General features: G+C 62.3%; 18 protein-coding genes. 9 read left to right on the top strand and 9 right to left on the bottom strand.

The genetic code is table 11. From position 1 onward, the window contains the following. Nucleotides 1–6 precede the first annotated feature (6 nt). On the bottom strand, nt 7–1047 hold the full coding sequence (locus MOP87_RS11280) for an LLM class flavin-dependent oxidoreductase (RefSeq protein WP_027914828.1): 1041 nt from the start codon (nt 1045–1047) through the stop codon (nt 7–9). Between the two features lie 98 nt (nt 1048–1145). Continuing rightward, nucleotides 1146–1631 carry a flavin reductase family protein gene (locus MOP87_RS11275; protein ID WP_088523440.1) on the bottom strand — a complete coding sequence of 162 codons (486 nt, stop codon included), beginning with the start codon at nt 1629–1631 and terminating at the stop codon, nt 1146–1148. Nucleotides 1632–1947: 316 nt separating this feature from the next. Here MOP87_RS11275 and MOP87_RS11270 point away from each other — a divergent pair, with 316 nt between their 5' ends. Further along, nucleotides 1948–3354, top strand: coding sequence for a cytosine permease (locus MOP87_RS11270; RefSeq protein WP_049695865.1), 1407 nt, complete (start codon nt 1948–1950; stop codon nt 3352–3354). Between the two features lie 48 nt (nt 3355–3402). Here the strand turns inward: MOP87_RS11270 and MOP87_RS11265 are convergent, their stop codons facing one another. Both MOP87_RS11265 and MOP87_RS11260 read right to left on the bottom strand, forming a co-directional pair. After that, nucleotides 3403–5028, bottom strand: a complete 1626-nt coding sequence (locus MOP87_RS11265; RefSeq protein ID WP_242809498.1) for a methyl-accepting chemotaxis protein — start codon at nt 5026–5028, stop codon at nt 3403–3405. 210 nt (nt 5029–5238) lie between these two features. Further along, entirely contained in the window at nt 5239–6150 is a 912-nt protein-coding gene (locus MOP87_RS11260) for an AraC family transcriptional regulator (RefSeq protein ID WP_242809496.1), read from the bottom strand. Nucleotides 6151–6252: 102 nt separating this feature from the next. Here MOP87_RS11260 and MOP87_RS11255 point away from each other — a divergent pair, with 102 nt between their 5' ends. The 5 genes from MOP87_RS11255 to MOP87_RS11235 all read left to right on the top strand — a co-directional run bounded on the left by MOP87_RS11255 (nt 6253) and on the right by MOP87_RS11235 (nt 10745). Further along, the gene (locus MOP87_RS11255; protein ID WP_088523439.1) at nt 6253–6816 is read left to right on the top strand and encodes a carboxymuconolactone decarboxylase family protein; all 564 of its coding nucleotides are present in this window, start codon (nt 6253–6255) and stop codon (nt 6814–6816) included. A 99-nt stretch (nt 6817–6915) separates the two neighbouring features. After that, the gene (locus tag MOP87_RS11250; protein ID WP_027914833.1) at nt 6916–7980 is read left to right on the top strand and encodes an acyl-CoA dehydrogenase family protein; all 1065 of its coding nucleotides are present in this window, start codon (nt 6916–6918) and stop codon (nt 7978–7980) included. Beyond that, nucleotides 7977–8798 carry an ABC transporter ATP-binding protein gene (locus tag MOP87_RS11245; protein WP_088523438.1) on the top strand — a complete coding sequence of 274 codons (822 nt, stop codon included), beginning with the start codon at nt 7977–7979 and terminating at the stop codon, nt 8796–8798. Before MOP87_RS11250 ends, MOP87_RS11245 begins: the two co-directional genes overlap by 4 nt. Continuing rightward, nucleotides 8785–9990: an ABC transporter substrate-binding protein gene (locus tag MOP87_RS11240; RefSeq protein ID WP_027914835.1), complete on the top strand. Its 1206-nt coding sequence runs from the start codon at nt 8785–8787 to the stop codon at nt 9988–9990. Before MOP87_RS11245 ends, MOP87_RS11240 begins: the two co-directional genes overlap by 14 nt. Next, nucleotides 9990–10745, top strand: a complete 756-nt coding sequence (locus tag MOP87_RS11235) for an ABC transporter permease (RefSeq protein WP_027914836.1) — start codon at nt 9990–9992, stop codon at nt 10743–10745. Before MOP87_RS11240 ends, MOP87_RS11235 begins: the two co-directional genes overlap by 1 nt. A gap of 42 nt (nt 10746–10787) precedes the next feature. On the opposite strand, the gene MOP87_RS11230 is transcribed toward MOP87_RS11235, so the two are convergent. Both MOP87_RS11230 and argC read right to left on the bottom strand, forming a co-directional pair. Next, a complete protein-coding gene (locus MOP87_RS11230) occupies nt 10788–11474 on the bottom strand; it encodes a GNAT family N-acetyltransferase (RefSeq protein ID WP_027914837.1) in 687 nt (228 codons plus the stop codon). A gap of 61 nt (nt 11475–11535) precedes the next feature. After that, complete coding sequence (gene argC, locus MOP87_RS11225; RefSeq protein WP_206405495.1) at nt 11536–12495, bottom strand: N-acetyl-gamma-glutamyl-phosphate reductase; 960 nt, start codon at nt 12493–12495, stop codon at nt 11536–11538. Nucleotides 12496–12628: 133 nt separating this feature from the next. Here argC and MOP87_RS11220 point away from each other — a divergent pair, with 133 nt between their 5' ends. Further along, complete coding sequence (locus MOP87_RS11220; RefSeq protein WP_242809495.1) at nt 12629–13510, top strand: LysR family transcriptional regulator; 882 nt, start codon at nt 12629–12631, stop codon at nt 13508–13510. Nucleotides 13511–13668: 158 nt separating this feature from the next. Here the strand turns inward: MOP87_RS11220 and MOP87_RS11215 are convergent, their stop codons facing one another. Together MOP87_RS11215 and MOP87_RS11210 are read right to left on the bottom strand one after the other, a co-directional pair. Next, nucleotides 13669–14319, bottom strand: coding sequence for a TIGR04211 family SH3 domain-containing protein (locus MOP87_RS11215; RefSeq protein WP_027914840.1), 651 nt, complete (start codon nt 14317–14319; stop codon nt 13669–13671). Nucleotides 14320–14785: 466 nt separating this feature from the next. Then, nucleotides 14786–16531 (bottom strand): BCCT family transporter, encoded by a 1746-nt coding sequence (locus MOP87_RS11210; RefSeq protein WP_110607207.1) that lies wholly within the window; start codon nt 16529–16531, stop codon nt 14786–14788. A gap of 311 nt (nt 16532–16842) precedes the next feature. On the opposite strand from MOP87_RS11210, the gene MOP87_RS11205 reads away from it, so the two are divergent. Both MOP87_RS11205 and MOP87_RS11200 read left to right on the top strand, forming a co-directional pair. After that, nucleotides 16843–17160: a hypothetical protein gene (locus tag MOP87_RS11205; RefSeq protein ID WP_027914842.1), complete on the top strand. Its 318-nt coding sequence runs from the start codon at nt 16843–16845 to the stop codon at nt 17158–17160. Nucleotides 17161–17229: 69 nt separating this feature from the next. Beyond that, entirely contained in the window at nt 17230–18006 is a 777-nt protein-coding gene (locus MOP87_RS11200) for a transporter substrate-binding domain-containing protein (RefSeq protein WP_145280057.1), read from the top strand. A 31-nt stretch (nt 18007–18037) separates the two neighbouring features. Here the strand turns inward: MOP87_RS11200 and MOP87_RS11195 are convergent, their stop codons facing one another. Then, nucleotides 18038–19384, bottom strand: coding sequence for a cytochrome c (locus MOP87_RS11195; protein WP_242809493.1), 1347 nt, complete (start codon nt 19382–19384; stop codon nt 18038–18040). Nucleotide 19385: the final 1 nt, after the last annotated feature.

Below are 19385 nucleotides of genomic sequence, written 5' to 3'. Positions count from 1 at the left end.
TGGGATTCAGGTGAACGCCGGGATCACTTCCTTGATGAACAGCTCCAGCGATTTTTTCTTCTCAGCGTGGGGCAGGCTGTTGTCACACCAGAAGCTGAATTCGTCGACGCCCAGCTCCTGGTAGTACTTGATGCGCGCGATGATTTCTTCCGGGGTGCCGATCATGGTGTTCTTGCGGATGTTCTCAAGTTCGAAGGCAGGGACTTCGGCGAACTTCGCTTCCGGGCTGGGCTCCAGGAACCCATTGACCGGCGTGGTCTTGTTGCCGAACCAGGCGTCGAAGGTGCGGTAGAAACGAGAGATCGCGCTGGCCCCTACCTTCCAGCCGTCCGGCTCTGCCGGGCTGTGCACGTGGGTGTGGCGCAGCACCATCAATTGTGGGCGAGGCACGTCGGGGTTATTGTCCAGGGCGGCCTGGAACTTGTTGCGAAGGTCCAGCACTTCCTCGTCGCCCTTCATCAGCGGCGTGACCATCACGTTGCAGCCATTGGCCACGGCGAAGTTATGCGAGTCAGGGTCGCGGGCCGCGATCCACATGGGCGGCGTAGCATTGAACGGCTTGGGTACGCTGGTGGAGGTCGGGAACTTGTACACCTCGCCTTCATGGGCGTAGTCACCCTCCCACAGTTTGCGTACCACCGGGACCATCTCGCGCAGTGCCTTGCCGCCATCGGTGGCTGGCATGCCATTGGCCATGCGATCGAATTCGAATTGATAGGCACCCCGGGCCAGGCCCACTTCCATGCGCCCGTTGCTGATCACATCGAGCAAAGCGCATTCGCCGGCGACGCGGATCGGGTTCCAGAACGGGGCGATGATGGTGCCGGCGCCCAGGCGGATCTTCTCGGTACGCGCCGCCAGATAAGCCAGCAATGGCATGGGGCTTGGCGAAATGGTGTATTCCATGGCGTGGTGTTCGCCGATCCACACGGTGCTGAAACCGCCGTCTTCGGCCATCAAGGTCAGTTCGGTGAGGTCTTCGAACAACTGGCGGTGGCTGACCTGTTCATCCCAACGTTCCATGTGCACGAACAACGAAAATTTCATGGGGCATTCCTCGGACTGGTTGTGTCACCCGGCGTAAAGCCGGGTATCGCGGCGAGCAGAACATTGCTTCCCGCCAAGTGCGTTCAGCGGTGCAGAGATCAGGCGAGCGCGGGCAAGCTGGCCATTTTTCCGCGGCAGTACACCATCGGCAGCGGCGCTTGCTCCGGCACGATCAGGTTGTGGACCTTGCCGACCATGATCGCGTGGTCACCCCCTTCGTACTCGCGCCAAAGCTCGCATTCGATCACGGCGGTAGCGCCGGCGAGGATGGGGTTGCCCAGCGCGCTCAACGACCACTCGATACCGGCCGCCTTGTCCTTGCCCTTCTTGGCGAAAGCATAGGCTTCGGCCTGCTGGTTACCGGACAACAAATGAATGGCAAAGCGCTTGTGCTTGATCAGCACCGGGTAGGAGTCGGACGTGTAATTGGGGCAGAACAGCACCAGGGGAGGGTCCATCGACAGGGATGAGAAGGCGCTGGCGGTCAAGCCAACAACCGAGCCGTCGTCGTCCAGGGTGGTGATGACGGTAACGCCAGAAGGGAAGGAACCCATGACGTTCTTGTAGACGGTTGCGTCGATCATCTGATGTACCTCTTAAAGCTGCGGTGGGCCGCGGTTTTTATCGTTGATGTGTCTGATGGTATACCGTAATACCTTTTTTGCAAGCACATTTTTCGGCTTGGCTAACACTGCGATGAATGGTTCAAAGCCGCGCAGTTAAAGGGGTACACGCGTAAACGAACGAATTGCGGTACTCGCTAAATCGTATCAGCTGACAATTTGAAATACGGATCAGTATTGTCAAAACCTTGGAATACCATAATATGGTCTTCAGCTGAGAGGCCGCCTAGATGCGGTTTCCTTACAACGATAAAAACGACCTTTCGAGCTAAAAATCATGTCCCAACCGTCGTCGCAACATCAGTTTGTCGAGAATCACACGGTCGATTACGTTCCACCTGCCGAGCGCCATGGGAAGGCGCGCGACCTGTTTACCCTCTGGTTCAGCACCAACATTGCACCACTGCCCATCGTCACCGGCGCCATGGTGATCCAGGTGTTCAACCTGAACCTGCTATGGGGACTGATCGCTATCGTCCTGGGGCACTTGCTCGGAGGCGTGGTGATTGCCCTGGCCTCTGCACAAGGGCCGCAGTTGGGCATCCCGCAGATGGTGCAGAGCCGGGGGCAGTTCGGACGCTACGGCGCGCTGCTGATCGTTTTCTTCACCGCGCTGATCTACGTGGGCTTCTTCATCTCCAACATCGTACTGGCAGGCAAGACGATCCACGGCATCGCACCCATGGTCCCTATGCCCGGCGCGATCGTGATCGGCGCCTTGAGTGCCACCGCCATTGGCATCGTTGGCTATCGCTTCATCCACATCCTGAACCGTATCGGCACCTGGGTCATGGGCTCGGCGTTGCTGGCTGGTTTCATCATGATGTTCACGCAGGTACTGCCGGGCGACTTCTTCAGCCGTGGCGCCTTCAACCTGTCCGGGTTCATCGCCACCGTGTCACTGGGCACGATCTGGCAGATCAGCTTCTCGCCGTACACCTCCGACTATTCGCGCTATCTGCCGCGTGAAGTGGGCATCGCGCGTCCATTCTGGGCGACCTACTTCGGCGCCACCCTGGGCACCATCCTGTGCTTCAGCTTCGGTGCAGTCGCCGTGCTATGCGTGCCCGAAGGCACCGATGCAATGGATGCCGTCAAGCAGGCGACCGGCTGGCTCGGGCCGATCCTGATGGTGCTGTTTCTGCTCAACATCATCAGCCATAACGCCCTGAACCTGTACGGCGCCGTGCTTTCGATCGTGACGGCAATTCAGACGTTCTTCGCCCAGTGGACGCCGAGCATCAAGGTGCGTGTGGCCCTGGCCAGCGTCATCCTGGTGGCCTGCGCACTGGTCGCGCTCAATGCATCGGCCGACTTCATCGGCCAGTTCATCGGTCTGATCCTGGCGCTTCTGCTGGTGCTGGTGCCCTGGGCATCGATCAACCTGGTCGACTTCTACCTGATCAAGAAAGGCCAGTACGACATCGCCTCGATCTTCAGCGCCGACGGTGGCATCTATGGCCGCTTCAACCACCACGCGATCATTGCCTACGCCTGCGGCATTCTGGTGCAGTTGCCATTCGCCAACACTGCACTGTATGTCGGCCCCTACTCGAACATCGTCGAAGGGGCCGACCTGTCGTGGCTGTTCGGTTTGCTCGTGACGGTGCCGCTGTACTACTGCCTGGCGACCCGTGGCAAGGTAGCGCAGAACGTGGGGCGCGTGGTCAGCGTCAGCAAGTGAGCCTAGGGCTCCACGTGGAGGGGCCGCTGGACGGCCCCTTTCTGAGGATTACACCTTGAATTGCGCAACCATGGCATTGAGGTCTACCGCCAGGCGTGACAGATCCTGCGCTGCTGCGCTGGTCTGGTTGGCCCCGGCCGAAGTCTGCATGGACAGATCACGGATGTTGACCAGGTTGCGATCCACTTCTCTGGCTACCTGAGCCTGCTCCTCCGAGGCGCTTGCGATCACCAGGTTACGCTGGTTGATCGAGGCGATGGCTTGGGCGATGACCTCAAGCGCCCGCCCTGCACCTTGCGCTACCTCCAACGTACCGGCCGCTCGACCCTGACTGCTGGACATCGCCGTCACGGCGCGTTCGGTGCCGTTCTGGATGCCCGCGATCATGTGTTCGATTTCCGCAGTCGATTGTTGAGTACGGTGGGCGAGGGCGCGCACCTCGTCGGCCACTACAGCAAACCCTCGGCCTGCTTCACCTGCTCGCGCCGCCTCAATGGCGGCGTTGAGTGCCAATAGGTTGGTCTGCCCGGCGATAGCGCCAATCACGTCCAGCACCCGGGTGATTTCATTGGCGCTGCTGGCCAGCTGCTGCACCTGCGCCGACGTGCCGGTGACGTCGGCGACCAACTGCTCGATAGATTGCAATGCCTGGTTGACCTGGTCGCGGCCGTCGCGGGTCGTGCGGTCTGCGCCTTTGGACGCGTCGGCCGTGCTCACGGCATTGCTGGCGACCTCTTCCACGGCGACGGTCATCTGGTTGACAGCCGTGGCCGCCTGGTCGATTTCTGCGCTTTGCTGGTGCAGGCCGCGGCTGGTGTCTTCCGTCACGGTGTGCAGCTCTTCGGACGCCGACGCCAGTTGGTCCGAGGAGGCCGCGATGCGGGCAATGGTCTGGCGCAGGTTGGCTTGCATGCGGGCCAAGGCTTGCAGCAGCAAGGCGGGCTCATCGCGGCCCTCGGCTTTGATCGGTTGGGTCAGGTCACTGGCGGCCACACGCTCTGCGGCGGTGACGGCTTCGGCCAGCGGCACGATGATGCTGCGTGTGAGCAGGTAGGCGATCATCACCAGTGCCAGCAGAATCACCACCAATGCCGTGATAATGGCCACGAATGCCTCATCGGCCACGTCACTGCTCAGCTGGGAGGCAGCTTCTGCGCCTTTGGCGTTGAAGGCGATGAGCGTGGACATGGCTTGCATCATCGTTTCGGCACGCGCTGTCAGCGGGCCGTTGATCAGCTGGCGAGCAGTGTCCATGCGCCCGGCCGCAAGCTCGGCCAAGACCGTCTCCTGAAGCTCGTGGTAGTGCTGGTAGGCGCTGCGGGCCGTTTCGAAAAGCGCGCGGTCTTCACTGGACACGATGGTTGCCACGTAGGCCTCGAAGCCTTCATCCAATTCGCGTTCGATGTTCTGGATCGTATTCAGGTAGCGGGTGCGCTCGCTGGCGTCTTCTTCCAATGCACCGCGCAGGGTGAGGGCGCGCGTACGGCCCAGGTTGCTGTTGATTGCACTGAGCGACATGACGGTGGGCATCCAGGTCAGGCGAATCTCATCCGTGGACTCATCCATCTGCTGTGTTTCATACAGGGCGACCAGCCCCATAGTCAGGATCAGCATGCCCAACAAGGCAAACACGCAGGCTGCGCGAATGCCGATCTTCATGTTCCTGAAATGCATTGAAGGCTCCTAGGAAAGGCGTGCAGGGGCGAGGCGCGTTGGCGCAAACCGTTCGGGACGGCGCCAGGCTCTGGAGAGGCTATGGGGCGGGAGGGGGAGTGCGATGAACTGAACGCGCGGATGATGACATAAAGCCATTATTGTAGGACAGTCATGCAATGTAACGAGATGCTAGCGCCAATGCCCTGCACGCAGGCGCTGGAAGCGGCTTCACCTTCGCCCTTGCTGACGCCGATACGCCCCCGGCTGAACACCCACTGTCTTGGCGAAGGCACGCGTGAACGCCGCCACAGATTGATACCCCGCCTGGACGCCAACCTGCTCGACCGTATGGCCAGCGCGCAGCAGCTGGCTGGCATGGCGCATGCGCAGTGCCAAAAGCACTTGGCCAGGTGACTGCCCGGCCAGCTCGCTGAAACGCTTGAAGAACGCCGAGCGCGACAAGCCCGTGCACGCCGCCATGCGCTCCAGCGTCCAGATGGCCCCAGGGGCCTTGATCAACTGTTCGAGCAAGTCGGCAAACGCCGGCTGGCGGGCAAGGGCGATCAGCCCTCCCAGCGGCTGAGCGCCATGCACCTGTTGGCGCAAGGCATAAAGGAACAGCAGGTGCGTCAGCCGCTCCAGCAAGACTTGAGACGGCCCGTTGGCGCGCCGGCATTCTTCCAGGATCAGATCGAACAACGCCCGGGCAGCGCTGCCAGCGGGATCCTCGGCGCGCAGGATGATCAGGTCGGCCATTGCGTCGATGATCAGTGCCGAGAGGCCGCTGCTGAAATGGAAGAATCCACAGACCAGGCCCACCCCATCGCTGGCTTGGGTATCCAGGGGCTGCATGGTTTGGCGTGGTTGGGCGCAGGCCTGCGCTGCATCGGCTTCGCTGGCAAGCCGATAACTTACGTCACGCAGCAGGAACACGGCGTCGCCGCGCTCAAGGCGCACTGGCTGTTCGAGGGTATCGGCGTGCAGCCAGCAGCCGCCTTGCACGACCAGGTGAAAACTGGCGTGACCCATGCCGTGAGTGCTGGCGTGCCAACCCCCGCAGTAACGGCCGACATGAAACAGGCTGGCGTCTAGCTCGAGGCTTTCTAATAACCGCTCGACGAGATGGCTGGACGAAATCATCTAAGGCAAACACTCAGGAGCAAGTAAAAACGACTGATGAATATGGAGCGTACTTCTTATAACCAACAGACTGTACTGATACACGGCAAAGGAGATTACCCCATGTCCTCGCGCATTACCCTACACGACCTGCAGACCGCACCAGAGGCGGCCAAGCCGTTCCTTGAAAACGCCCAGAAGAACTCGGGCTTCATCCCCAACCTGCTGCGTGTCTTGGCCAATGCGCCAGCAGCGCTGGAGACCTATGTCACCGTTTCGGCGTTGAACGGTAAGTCGGAGCTGACCTTGGCCGAGCGCGAAGTGGTGCAGTTGATCGCCGCCACCCAGCACGGTTGCGACTTCTGCGTGGCGGGCCATACCGCAGTGGCCCTGAATAAAGCCAAGCTGCCCCATGAAGTGGTCGACGCCCTGCGCGCGCGCGGTGAGCTTCCCGACGCGCGTTATGAAACCCTGGCGGCGTTTGCCCGCGAAGTCATCGCTACCCGCGGCGACGTGAGCCCGGCAACCTACCAGGCTTTTCGTGACGCCGGCTTCACCGAGGGCAATGCGCTGGAAGTGATTCTGGGCGTCAGCCTCGCAACCCTGTGCAACTTTGCTAATGTGTTCGCCCAGACGCCGCTCAACGAGGAGTTGGGTAAGTACCGCTGGCAACAGCCGTCTGCATAAGGCGCAGGCAACCCGCCGCACGGCGGTCGGTGCAGGAGCGGCCATTGGCCGTGGACGGGTCGCCAGGCGGCCGCGGCGTTTCAAAAGGAGCAAGAACACATGCAAGAGTGCGCATTTGGACAGTGGCTGGATGCCAATGCCGAAGCCATCGACCGAGGCCAGTGCGAGCCGCAACGGGTGCTGTCGCAGATCGCCCAGTCGCAGCTGCTGCGCGTTGGCATTGACCCTGCCCTGGGTGGTTCAGGTGGTCAGATCACCGATGCCGTGGAGGCCATCGCAGCCATTGCCAGCCGTTCACTGGCGACGGCCTTCGTTTGCTGGGGGCAGCGGGCCTTCATCGAGTACCTGCTACAGAGCCCCAATGCCGGGCTGCGCCAACGGCTATTGCCTGCACTGCTGAGCGGTGAACTGGCCGGCGCTACGGGTTTGTCCAACGCCATGAAGTTTCTTTCGGGTATCGAGACACTGCAGGTGCGCGGTAGGCCTCTGGAGGATGGCTGGGACCTGGAAGGGCGGTTGCACTGGGTGACCAACCTGCGCAAGAGCGGCTTCGTTGTCGCCGCGGCTATCGAAGATGAAGGCGGTGGCGCCCCCTTCGTGCTGGCCATTCCGTCCGATGCTCAAGGTCTTGAGCGCTCAGATGACCTGCAACTGATGGGCTTGCAGTCGAGTAACACCGCTGCGCTGGCCTTTCACCAGGTGCAGCTGCCGCGTGACTGGTTGCTGCACGATAACGCACGTGAATTCCTACCCCGGGTGCGGCCGGCTTTCCTGGGGCTGCAGTGCGGCATGGCCATCGGCCTGGCGCGCAGGGCGCTGGAGGAAGTCCAGGGTCACCTGCACGGGCGCGCTTCGTTCCTGGATGAAGCCAGGCAGGTACTCGGTGCTCGCCTGGAGAACACCGTGAGCGAGCTCAAACAGGGGCTGCTCGATGAGCGCTTCAAGGAGCAACCGGCAGCGCTGTTCAAATTGCGCATCACCCTGGCCGAGTGCGCTGCCGATGCCGTGCAGCTTGAGCTTCAGGCAAGCGGCGGCAAAGCTTACCTGTGCGAGTACGGCGAAGGCTTCGCTCGGCGCTGGCGTGAGTCGGCCTTCGTGCCCATCGTCACCCCCAGCCTGGTGCAACTGCGCGCTGAACTTCACCGCCAGGCAGCATCGGCATGACCCGCGTGGTGCTACAAGCCCAGGGCATCAGCCTGGGTTACCCCCGTGCCGAGGGCTGGCAGCAGGTACTGGCGCAGTTCGATCTGCAACTGGCCCCAGGCGAGGTGGTGAGCATCCTGGGCCCCAGCGGGGTCGGCAAGTCCAGCCTGCTGCGCGTGCTGGCCGGCCTTCAGCAACCCCAGGGTGGGCATGTGATGTTGCACGGCCAGCCACTGCAGGGTCCGCATCCGCGCCTGGCAGTGGCCTTTCAGGATCCAAGCCTGCTGCCTTGGCTGAGCCTGGAAAAGAACGTTGCCTTCGGCCTGGACTTCGCTCGCCAGCCAGCGCTTGCCGCAGACGAGCGTCGGGCACGCGTCGACCATGCCATTGCCGCCGTGGGCCTGGAGCATGCGCGCAACCAGTACCCGGCCCAGCTCTCCGGCGGCATGGCCCAGCGCACGGCATTGGCCCGTTGCCTGGCGCGCCAACCTGAAGTGCTGCTGCTCGACGAGCCATTCGGTGCGCTGGACGAGGTGACCCGCGCCGACATGCAGCAACTGCTGCTGCAATTGATCGCCACGCACAACACCGCGGCGGTCCTGATCACGCACGACATCGACGAAGCCCTGCTGTTGTCCGACCGCGTATTGCTACTGGGCGACCACCCAGCGCACACGCTCGGGCAATGGCGCGTCGACCTGCTGCAACCGCGGACGCAGCAGGTCGAGGCATTGGGCGCCTTGCGCATCGAGATTCTCAAAACCCTTCGGCGGGCAAGCCGCTCAAACGAACCTCAACCCACCCCGTTGCCCTCGGAGGCTGTCCATGTGCATGGATGACTGCTGCGGCGCTTCTTCGCGTCGCGATTTTCTCAAGATGAGCGCACTGCTGACCGCAGCTGGCGCCTTGCCGCTGCTGTCCAGCCTGCAGGCGCGCGCCGCCGCAGAACCCGATGCGCCTGTGCGCATCGGTTATCTACCTATCACCGATGCCACCCCGTTGCTGGTGGCGCATAACAATGGCCTGTTCGAAGCCGAAGGCATCAAGGCCGAACGGCCCGTGTTGCTGCGCAGCTGGGCACAGGTGATCGAAGCGTTCATTTCTGGGCAGGTCAACGTCATTCACCTGTTGTCACCGATGACGGTTTGGGCGCGTTACGCAAGCAAGGTGCCGGCCAAAGTGGTGGCCTGGAACCACGTGGGCGGTTCGGGGCTGACGGTAGCGCCGGACATCACCGACATGAAACAGCTCGGTGGCAAGACCGTGGCCATTCCGTTCTGGTACTCGATCCATAACGTGGTGCTGCAACAGATGCTCGCCGACAGCGGCCTGACCGCCGTGTCCAAGCCTGCCACAGCAGCGCTCGCCGCCAACGAAGTCAACCTGCTGGTGCTGCCTCCCTCTGACATGCCCCCAGCGCTGGCCAGCAAGCGCATCGCCGGCTACATCGTCGCCGAGCCGTTCAACGCCTTGGCCGAAAACCTCAAGGTCGGTCGCGTGCAGCGCTTCACCGCAGACGTCTGGCGCAACCATGCCTGCTGCGTGGTGTTCATGCACGAGCACGACCTGAACAACCGGCCGGACTGGTCGCAGAAGGTGGTCAACGCCATCGTCAAGGCCCAGCAATGGACCCGCGAACACCGGGCAGAGGCGGCTGCCTTGCTGTCCAAGTCAGGCCCTAACAAGTACACCCCGCACGATCCCGCGGTGTTGACCAAGGTGTTGGCACCCGCTGCCAGCGACCGTGCCGACTACATTGCCACTGGCGCCATACAGCACCAGCAGTGGGATGAGAAACGCATCGATTTCCAGCCGTACCCGTACCCCAGCTACACCCAAGAGCTCGTTACGCGGCTCAAGCGCACCCTGATCGAAGGCAACAACGCGTTCCTCGCCGACCTGGACCCGGCCCACGTGGCCGGTGACCTGGTCGACGACCGTTTTGTGCGCAACGCCATCGCCAGCGTCGGTGGCCCTTCGGTCTTCGGTATTGGCGACAGCTTCGAGCGCAGCGAGGAGTTCGCGGTCTGATGCGCAAGCACGTGGTACATGCCAGCCTGGGGCTGGCCGGATTGCTGGGGTTGCTGCTGGTCTGGTGGGCGGGGGTGGCAGCCTTCGGCCAGCCCGATGGTCTGTCTGCACGCTTCTCGCCCTCAGCCACCTTTACCAGCCTGATCGAGCTGCTTGGGCAAGGCGAGGTGTACGGTCACATCTGGGTCAGCCTCAAACGAATCCTGATCGGGTTAGTGCTGGCACTGCTGATAGGCGTGCCCCTTGGGCTGTTGGTGGGCAGCTACCGGCACCTGGAGGCGGCGACTACACCTGCTTTTCAGTTTCTGCGCATGATCTCGCCGCTGTCGTGGATGCCGGTCGTGGTGATGCTGATGGGGGTGGGCGACCAGCCTATCTACTTCCTGCTGGCGTTCGCCGCGCTGTGGCCGATCCTGCTCAATACCGCTGCCGGTGTAAGGCAACTGGACCCGCGCTGGCTGCAGCTGAGCCGAAGCCTGAGCGCCACCCGCTGGGAAACCTTGTGCAAGGTGATCGTCCCTGGTGTGATCGGGCACGTGCTCACAGGCGTACGGCTGGCCATCGGCATTCTGTGGATCGTGCTGGTGCCCTGCGAGATGCTCGGGGTGAGCGCAGGCCTGGGATACTTCATTCTCGATACACGCGACCGTCTGGCCTATTCAGAGCTGATGGCCATGGTGCTGCTGATCGGGGTGTTGGGCTTTGCCCTGGATGCGCTGGCCCGTGGTCTGCATCGCCGTTGGGTGCATGCCTGAGTGTGGGCAACCTGCGCCGTGTCACAGGCGCAGGAGCAGGGATCAATGTACCGTCAGGCGCTGTTGCACGCAGGCTTGGGCCTGAAGGGCTAGCTCATCCAGACGCTCGTCCCGACGCTGTTCGGCCTCGATCATGGCGTCCTCGCCGTGCTGGTTCAGCAGATAGGTGTGGATTTGCATGACTTCGGTCGTCTGGTAGATGGGCGCGATGTCCAGGCGCCCGATCAGCGCATCACCGCCCTGACCGGTACTGCTCATCAGTACCTGTGGGCCGTTGGCCGAGACGGCTTGCATGCCCATGACTTCGAACCACGGCACCTGATGGGCAAAGGCATTCAACTCGATGTACCTGTACTGAGCCTGCAGGTCGGCCAGCAAGGCGCGCGCGACCCCCTTGCGGCGGTACGTGGGCGCTACAGCGAGAAAAGCCAGGGCGCAGGCCTGGTCGTCGTTGTCGGCGGGCAATGCCAGAGCGAAGCCCAGTAACTGATCCGGGGCATCGGCATCGAGCGCCAGCGTCAGGGCAACGCGCAGCCCGCGGGTGCCATCGAGTGCTTGCAGGTACTGGTGTACCTCCATGCCTACACCGTATTGGTACAACGGGTACAACGGGTTGTCAGGCGTGATGGCGACACTACTCAGCTCACCCACCTCGTGGATGACCAGTTCCCGGATCTGGTTCTGGAACGACTCGGGTGGCACGCTGGACAGGCGGCTCAGGATGTACATCGGCAAACAGGCTCCGGCGAATGGAATACAGCCCGCAGCATGAGTGCGCGGGCTGTACAGTCTACCCGTTTTTGCCGTTATCGCCGTCGGCGCGCAGGGCGTAGAGCATCAAGTCCAGGTTCTGCACGGCAGCCCCGGCAGCCCCTTTGCCCAGGTTGTCGAAGACGGCGGTCAACAGCACCTGGCCGTGCGAGGGGTTGGCGTACAGGGCCAGGCGCAGATCATCGGTCCCGTTGAGCGCCTGGGGGTCGAGCCGCTCGGCTGTGCCCTGGGTTTGCAGCGGCATCACCTTCACGTGGCGGGCGCCCTGGTAGTGCTGCTCCAGACACGCCTGCAACTGCTGCGCGCTGACCCGGCCGGGCAGCATGCGCAGGTGCAGGGCGATGCTGAGGACGATGCCCTGGCGATAGGCGCCATAGGCGGGCATGAACATGGGACGGGCCGATAGGCCGGCGTGGACCTGGATCTCGGGCACATGCTTGTGCGCCAGGTCCAGCCCGTACATGAGCACGGCCGAGGCGTCGCTATTGTCCTGCTGCTCATGCTGCTGCACCGCTGCGCGCCCGCCGCCGGAATAGCCCGAGATGGCATGGATGGCCAGCGGGTAGTCGGCAGGTACCAAGCCTGCCGCGATCAAGGGGCCGAGCAGTGCGATCGCGCCCGTCGGGTAGCAGCCAGGGTTGCTGACCCGGGTACTTTGGCCGATATGCGCAGCCTGGTCACGATTCAGTTCGGCGAAACCGTAGGTCCAACCTGGCGCGGTACGGTGGGCTGAGCTGGCATCGATCACCCGCACCCCGGGATTGTCGATCACGCTCACCGCTTCGCGTGCAGCGTCATCGGGCAAACAGAGGATGGCGATGTCGGCACGGTTGATGGCCTCGCTGCGGCACTTGAGGTCCTTGCGCTGGGCGTCGGCAAGTGTCAGCAGGCGCAGGTCCTTGCGATCGTGCAGGCGGGCATGGATTTGCAGCCCGGTGGTGCCTTGATCGCCATCGATGAAGACAAGAGGTAGATGCATGTTCACGTGTCCAAGCCAGTAGGTCGGACACCAGCGTCGCTCAAGCCAGACGTAAAGAAAATTTACATTTCATGACCGGGACGTTCAGCTATTCTGAACCTTTCGACGTTTAGCTCAAGGAAACCGTGGCACTGTGCGTGAAATAAGCCTTGACCGCCTGCGTACGCTGGTGGTGATCAGTCAGCTAGGGTCTTTTGCGGCGGCAGCCCGTCAGCTCAATCTGGCACCCCCCACCATCAGCCTGCACGTGGCCGAGCTGGAGTCGCGGGTGGGCGCTTCGCTGCTGACCCGCACACGCGGCCAGGTTCGGCCGACAGCCATTGGCGAAACCCTTCTGGTGCGCGCCAGGCGCCTGCTTGCCGATGCCGAACTGGCCCTGGATGAGGTGCGCAATCAAGTGCAAGGCCTGACAGGGCGTGTGCGGCTTGGCGCATCGACAGGGGCCATCGCGCACCTGCTGCCCGAGGCGCTTGAGCACCTGCGCATTGATCACCCGGGCATCGATGTGCAGGTGCAGGTCCTCACTTCCCAGGCGTCCCTGGTGCAGCTGCGTGAAGGGCTGCTGGACATCGGCCTGGTGGCCTTGCCACAAGTAGCGGGCAAGGGCCTGGCGGTCACTACTTGGCGCCGAGACCCCATCCTGGCTTACATGCCGGCTGACTGGCAGCCGCCGGCAGCTGTCACGCCTCAGTGGTTGGCCGAGCGCCCTTTGATCCTCAATGACAGCAGCACGCAGTTGTCGCGGGTCTGCTCCGAATGGTTCGCAGCGGCCGGGCTGCACCCACAGCCACGCATCGAACTGAACTACAACGACGCGATCAAGCGCCTGGTGAGTGCCGGGTACGGTGCCACGTTGCTGCCGCAGGAGGGTGAGGTAACGGAGGCAGACCCACGCCTGGTCTGTCGACCCTTGAGGCCTGGGTTGTGGCGGCAGTTGGGGATCGCCTGCCGGGACGCCAGGCAGGATAAGGCTACTCACTATGTGCTTCAGGCATTGGAGCGGCTGAGTCAGTAGCGTGGGCAGGCGCAGCAGCGGTCAATGCTGGGGATGACGGGTTGAGCAATGCCGAAAACGGGCAGGGCGCAAGTATCTGCGCCATGGGCTGAGCAGGCGGGGCCGCGATGGGCTGCGCCGCAGCCCCAGGCGTTCAGCCCGAATCGTCAATACAAGCCTTAGAACCAGCGATCGCTCTTTTTCCGCCCACGGGTCAAGGCCGGTAGAATGAGACCGACCAACAAGCCCGCCCCTGCGATGCTGCCGCCATACACCATGTAGCGCATCATCACCTGCTTGTTCTCGTCACCCAGGCGCGCCTGGGCATCGCGAAGGTTCGACTGGCTCTGGTCCAGTTGCTCGTTCAAGTCCTTGTTGCGCGCCTGGAGTTCGTCGACCAGTTGCTTGCGCGAATCCAGGGTTTCCTGCATGCCCTGCACCCGGTTCTTCCAGCTGTCATCGATGGTCTTCAATTGCCCTGTCAATTCGGCCACCTTGGCATCGAGCTCAGGCAAGCGCTCATTCTGGCCAGGCACTGACTGCAGATCACTGGAGAGGATCCACACCACATCACCGTTTTGTCCACGGACCTGGCTATAGTTGCCCTGGGTACCGATCAGCGTCAGCGGCTGCCCGGACTTCAGCGTACCGACGATACGGTGGCCGTCTGTCGGACCACTGCGTACGTAGGTGCTGAGGCTGTCACTGACCCAGCGGGCATCGCTGGCTGGCGTCTCGGCGTGCGCGGGCGTGACGAGCGCCAGGGCGCTGGCAAGCAGACCGCCGCGCAGGGCAGGGAGGGCAAAGGCAGTTAGGCGGGAGTCGGGCATTTTGGGGTCTTCGCTGAAGCTGGACAAATGTAGGCCGATGAATGGGCCGCGAACCGGTCGGGTAGTGAACCGTCAGCCAAAGACCGTTTTTTTGTAAGCTGGTTCACCGTTGGCGTCGCGAAAAGTCTTCAACATGTTGCGCAAATGGATGAGGTGCGGGGCAGGGTCAACCAGGCATTCTTTCTGTACACCGGTTCGATTGGTAAACCTGAGCGCGGCAATGGGGCCGGCCTGGGTCTAGCAGGCGTCGCCCCTGGAATGGAAAACTGATGCCGTTCGTTCCCTGGCTGCAGCCCAACCCTGGTCGGCATCGAACCAGGCGACTCTACCTTGCTGAAGGTCATTCATGAGCGCTGCGCTCATTCGGCTGGAAGGCGTTGACGATATTGCGTCGGTCGCTGGGGCTGCGAAACTGGCACTTTTACCAGTTTCGCGGGTAGGCATCAGAGCGCCCGATCTGGCGACCTCATGATTCGGTCAGCTCTTTGGTTGCAACAGCTTTCACCGAGGCTTTCTTTTCCTGAACGACGATGTAGAACTCTTCGCCATGCTTGACGGCGCCATACAACACAGCTTTTTCGATCAGCTCGGTACCGCGAAGGTGGCGCAGCATCATGGGGTCCTTGCGCAGGTCGCGATAAAGCGCCAGACACAGCAGCACCATGACCAGTACGAAGGGCAGGGCCACCACGATGGTCAGGTTTTGCAGCCCGGTCAGGGCTTTGTCCGGCGCGCTGGGATCACCGATGGCCAGCATGATGGCTGCGACCGTGCCGGTGAGCGCTCCCCAGAAAATCACCGTGCGTCGTGAAGGGGAGGTGGTGCCATGTTCGGACAGCGTCCCCATGACCAGTGATGCTGCGTCGGCACCGGAAACGAAGAAGATACCGACCAGGATCATCACCAGCACCGAAGTGGCGGAGGCCAAAGGGTAACTGGCGAGCAATTGGTACAGCGCATGGTTGCTGTTGACGGCACCGTTAGCCAGCACGAAGGCGCCTTCGCGCAAGGCGTCGATGGCCGCTCCGCCGAAGATGGTGAACCACACCAGGCTGACCAGGCTTGGCACCAGCAGTACCCCGGTGACGAATTGGCGAATGGTGCGGCCACGGCTGATACGGGCGATGAACATGCCGACGAAAGGCGTCCAGGAGATCCACCATGCCCAGTAGAACACCGTCCAGCCGGCCAGCCAGGCGTTCATCGGTTCGCCGCCGCTGGCATTGGTGCGCGCCATCATTTCCGGCAGCATCTTGATGTAGATACCGATCGATGTCGGCAGCAGGTTGAGCATCAGCAGGGTAGGCCCGACCAGAAACACGAACACGGCGAGCACAAGTGCAAGCACCATGTTGGTATTGGACAGCCACTGGATACCCTTGCCGATGCCCGACACGGCTGAGGTGACGAAGGCGATGGTCAGCACGGTGATCAGTGCGATGTAGAACAGCTTGCCGGGGTGCTCGATCCAGCCGTTGTATTCAAGGCCACCTGCAATTTGCAGCGCCCCAAGCCCCAGCGATGCGGCCGAGCCGAACAGCGTGGCAAAGATTGCCATCATGTCGATCAGCCGGCCGAGCGGGCCATTGGCGTGCTTGCCGATCAAGGGCCTGAAGGCTGCGGATATCAGTTGGGAGCGGCCGCGCCGAAAAGTGCCATAGGCGATGGCGAGCCCGACGATGGCATACATTGCCCAAGGGTGCAGCGTCCAGTGAAACAGGGTGGTGGCCATGGCCACCTGCATCGCTTCGCTCGACTGACCAGTGGTCGAGCCCGGCGGCGGGGAAACGTAGTGCGATAACGGCTCGGCCACGCCGAAGAACATCAGGCCGATGCCCATGCCGGCGCTGAACATCATCGCCACCCACGACACCGTTCGAAATTCGGGCAGTTCCCCGTCCCTGCCCAGCGGCACACGACCATAACGACTGGCAGCCAACCACAGTACGAACACGACGAACACAGTCGAGGTCAGCACGAAGAACCAGCCGAAGTTGAGAATGACCCACGACTGCGCACTGGACGCGCTGCTAGCCAAATTGACTTGGTTGAGGAAACCCCACAGCACGAACGCGATGGCCAGCAGGCTGGTGAAACCGAACACGACCCAGTCGAGCTTGCCCTCCAGGCGCCTGTCCTGTCGGGCTTCGTCCGTTTTGGAGGGATCGGTCACGCCAAGATCGGGTGTCTCTGCGAAGTGTTCCTTTGCCATGAAGTTGAAGCCCTGTGTGACGTGCCTGCTGAAACAGGCTTGTTGTTGTAGGGGCGAGCGCGTGGTGGCGTTCTCGGCAGGGTGGTTTGCCGGGCGATTATCCTGCGCACCAAATCCCGCTGCCTGTCCCGGTTGCGCCCTGGGGCTTCCATTGCGCGACCTGCTGGTCACTTTTAGTTCCTGGGCGGATGACCCTTTCTGTGTCGTGTTCTGTTAACCTGATCGACATTACCCGGGCCTGCTTGTCCGAGTAGCGTGGACACGCTGCTGCTCGTGGCCTGGGCCGCATCAGGAAACGGAGATTCGTCAACATGGCCACTGATCGTGTGAGCCTGATTCATTTCGATAAATTGAGCATGAGCCCCGCCGCTGCCGATCGCTTCCAGCAGGCACTCGACGCCCTGGAGACACTGAAACTGCAGGATCGCTATGTCTACCTCATCGCGCCTTATCTGGGTGATATCGCCGACGCCTCCGATGCGGACCAATTAGCCACTGCCGTCGAGCAAGGCCTGCGTGTGGTCGACGAACTGCTGAGCGGCAAGTCGGTTACCAAGGCCAAAGCCGACGAGGTGCGCGAGGTGTTCCAGCGGGCCGGTGAGCGCGCGCGGGTAGAGCTGACCGCCTGAAGCAGGTTTTACGTCCAGTGCCCAGCGCAGGGAACGAGGAATCACAGCGTCGTCTGCCGGAGTTCTTGCATGATCAAGGGTTTGGTTGGCCTGTTGTGCCTCGGGCTGTTGCCATCGTTGGCAATGGCTGCCGAGCCGTGTAAACGCCTGACCGCTACCGGAAATCCGGAATACCCACCTTACCTTTGGCATGACCCCCTCGACCCGCATCACCTGGTTGGGGCCAATGCCGATCTGGTCACCCACCTGGCCAACAGCCTTGGCCTGGAAATCGACGTCCTCTATGTAGGCCCTTGGTCCAGAGCCCAGGAAGAGGTTCGCACCGGCAGGATCGACTTGATGGCCGGCTACTTCATCACCGACGCTCGCCGGCAGCAGATGGACTACATTCTGCCCGCATTTCTCTACACGCCGAGCGTGATCTGGGCTCGTCAGGGGCATGGCTTCGCCTACGGGCAATGGTCGGATCTGCAGGGCCTCAAGGGCGGAACGCTGGTCAATAACAGTCACGGTCAACAGTTCGATGCCTATGCCAGGCAGCACCTGATGCTCGAAGCGGTGCCCAGCGCCAGGCAGGCTTTCGAAAAGCTGATGCACGGGCGCAGTGACTATGTGATCTATGAGCATTACCCGGGCATGGCCCTGGCGCGCACCTTGGGCATTGACCAGCAGGTGCTGATCCTGCAGCCGCCTGTCTCCAGCGAAGGCCTGTACCTGGCCCTGTCAAAGGCTTCGCCGTGCAACCAGCCGGCGCTGCGCGAAGCCTTGGGCCGGGCGATGCAGCAGCTCAACGCGCAGGATGTACCGCAGCAGTTGCTCAGACTCAACCTGGAACGCAGCCGCTAAGGCTTTCCCGTGCTCGACGGCGTGGCATGCCTCAGCGCATTTGCAGGATGATCGGGCTGGGGCTGGCAGGGTCGGTATCGTTGCGCAGCTTGGCCACCGCCGTCGCTTTCACGGCGTTGCCGTGGTTACCCCAGGCACTTCGGGTATAGCTCAACACCTCTGCTATTTCCTGATCGCTCAACTGTGCACGCATGGCGGGCATGCGGTAGGCATCGGGCCTGCCATCGGCCACGGCCCGCTGCGACCCGTTCAGGGTGATGTTGATGGCCGAGGCAGCCTCCTTGGCGAGCAAGGAAGTGGCACCAGCCAGGGGCGGCATCCACTCGCCCTGGCCCTTGCCATCCATGCCGTGGCAGGTGGCGCAGCGTGCCATGTAAGTGCGTACGCCTGGGCGCTCCAGCTGCGCGAGTGTGGGCTCGGGCTGATACTGCCAGGGTTTGCCATCACGGGATGGGTCGCCGGGCAGCGCCTTGAGGTAATGGGCGATGGCCTGTAGATCGCCATCGGTCATGAACTGCGTAGAGTTGTTGAATGCCTCGGTCATCGAGCCGAAGACCACAGCATGTCGATTGCGACCGGTCTTGAGAAACTGCACCACCTCAGTCTCGTTCCAGCGCCCGAGGCCGGTGTTGGGATCATTGCGTAAACTTGGCGCGTACCAGCCATCGAGCAAGGCGCCTGCGAGGTACGCCGTGCCCGAGTCATCAAAGGCTTTTTCATTGAAGGCCAGGCCGCGGGGGGTATGGCAACTGCCGCAGTGCCCCGGTCCCTGCACGATGTAGGCGCCGCGATTCCACAGTGTGTTCTTGTCGTTCTTCGCCAAGTACGGGCCGGCAGGGGCGAAGGCTCCGTTCCACAGGGCAATGGGCCAGCGCAGGTTCAATGGCCAGGGTATGTCGACAGGCTTGTTCGGCTGCCGTGCTGGCTGAACACTGCGCATGAAGAATGCGTACAGCGCTCGTACGTCATCGTCGCTGAGTTTGGCATAGGAGGGGTAGGGCATGGCGGGGTAAAGGCGGCGGCCACCAGGCGCCACACCGTGGCGCACGGCCCGGTCGAAATCGGCCAGCGAGTAGGCGCCGATGCCTGTTTCTTTGTCAGGGGTGATGTTGGTGGCGTGGATCGTGCCAAGCGGCGTTGCCATTTCGAGCCCACCTGCCATGGGCGGGTTATCAGGCACGCTGTGGCAGGCGACGCAATCGCCCAGCCGTGCGACGTATTCCCCGCGTCGGATCAATGCCAGGTCGTCGGTGGCGCGTGCCTGCTCATCAGCGAACGGCGAGGCAGGTTCTCGGGTGACGTACCAACCGGCCAAGCCAGCGACGGCCGCGCAGGGCAGCAACAGCCAGCCGAGGGTTCTAGCAGTACGAGGGTTCATG

Origin of the sequence: Pseudomonas sp. I3-I5 (assembly GCF_022699445.1) — a bacterium.
GTDB lineage: Bacteria > Pseudomonadota > Gammaproteobacteria > Pseudomonadales > Pseudomonadaceae > Aquipseudomonas > Aquipseudomonas fulva.
Note: the sequence above shows the minus strand (reverse complement) of the source record. Positions and strands in the feature narration are given on the sequence as shown.

Coding starts and splice junctions, on each gene's coding strand:
- MOP87_RS11280 (WP_027914828.1), bottom strand. CDS start 1,047: ATGAAATTTTCGTTGTTCGTGCACATGGAACGTTGGGATGAACAGGTC.
- MOP87_RS11275 (WP_088523440.1), bottom strand. CDS start 1,631: ATGATCGACGCAACCGTCTACAAGAACGTCATGGGTTCCTTCCCTTCT.
- MOP87_RS11270 (WP_049695865.1), top strand. CDS start 1,948: ATGTCCCAACCGTCGTCGCAACATCAGTTTGTCGAGAATCACACGGTC.
- MOP87_RS11265 (WP_242809498.1), bottom strand. CDS start 5,028: ATGCATTTCAGGAACATGAAGATCGGCATTCGCGCAGCCTGCGTGTTT.
- MOP87_RS11260 (WP_242809496.1), bottom strand. CDS start 6,150: ATGATTTCGTCCAGCCATCTCGTCGAGCGGTTATTAGAAAGCCTCGAG.
- MOP87_RS11255 (WP_088523439.1), top strand. CDS start 6,253: ATGTCCTCGCGCATTACCCTACACGACCTGCAGACCGCACCAGAGGCG.
- MOP87_RS11250 (WP_027914833.1), top strand. CDS start 6,916: ATGCAAGAGTGCGCATTTGGACAGTGGCTGGATGCCAATGCCGAAGCC.
- MOP87_RS11245 (WP_088523438.1), top strand. CDS start 7,977: ATGACCCGCGTGGTGCTACAAGCCCAGGGCATCAGCCTGGGTTACCCC.
- MOP87_RS11240 (WP_027914835.1), top strand. CDS start 8,785: ATGTGCATGGATGACTGCTGCGGCGCTTCTTCGCGTCGCGATTTTCTC.
- MOP87_RS11235 (WP_027914836.1), top strand. CDS start 9,990: ATGCGCAAGCACGTGGTACATGCCAGCCTGGGGCTGGCCGGATTGCTG.
- MOP87_RS11230 (WP_027914837.1), bottom strand. CDS start 11,474: ATGTACATCCTGAGCCGCCTGTCCAGCGTGCCACCCGAGTCGTTCCAG.
- argC (WP_206405495.1), bottom strand. CDS start 12,495: ATGCATCTACCTCTTGTCTTCATCGATGGCGATCAAGGCACCACCGGG.
- MOP87_RS11215 (WP_027914840.1), bottom strand. CDS start 14,319: ATGCCCGACTCCCGCCTAACTGCCTTTGCCCTCCCTGCCCTGCGCGGC.
- MOP87_RS11210 (WP_110607207.1), bottom strand. CDS start 16,531: ATGGCAAAGGAACACTTCGCAGAGACACCCGATCTTGGCGTGACCGAT.
- MOP87_RS11205 (WP_027914842.1), top strand. CDS start 16,843: ATGGCCACTGATCGTGTGAGCCTGATTCATTTCGATAAATTGAGCATG.
- MOP87_RS11200 (WP_145280057.1), top strand. CDS start 17,230: ATGATCAAGGGTTTGGTTGGCCTGTTGTGCCTCGGGCTGTTGCCATCG.
- MOP87_RS11195 (WP_242809493.1), bottom strand. CDS start 19,384: ATGAACCCTCGTACTGCTAGAACCCTCGGCTGGCTGTTGCTGCCCTGC.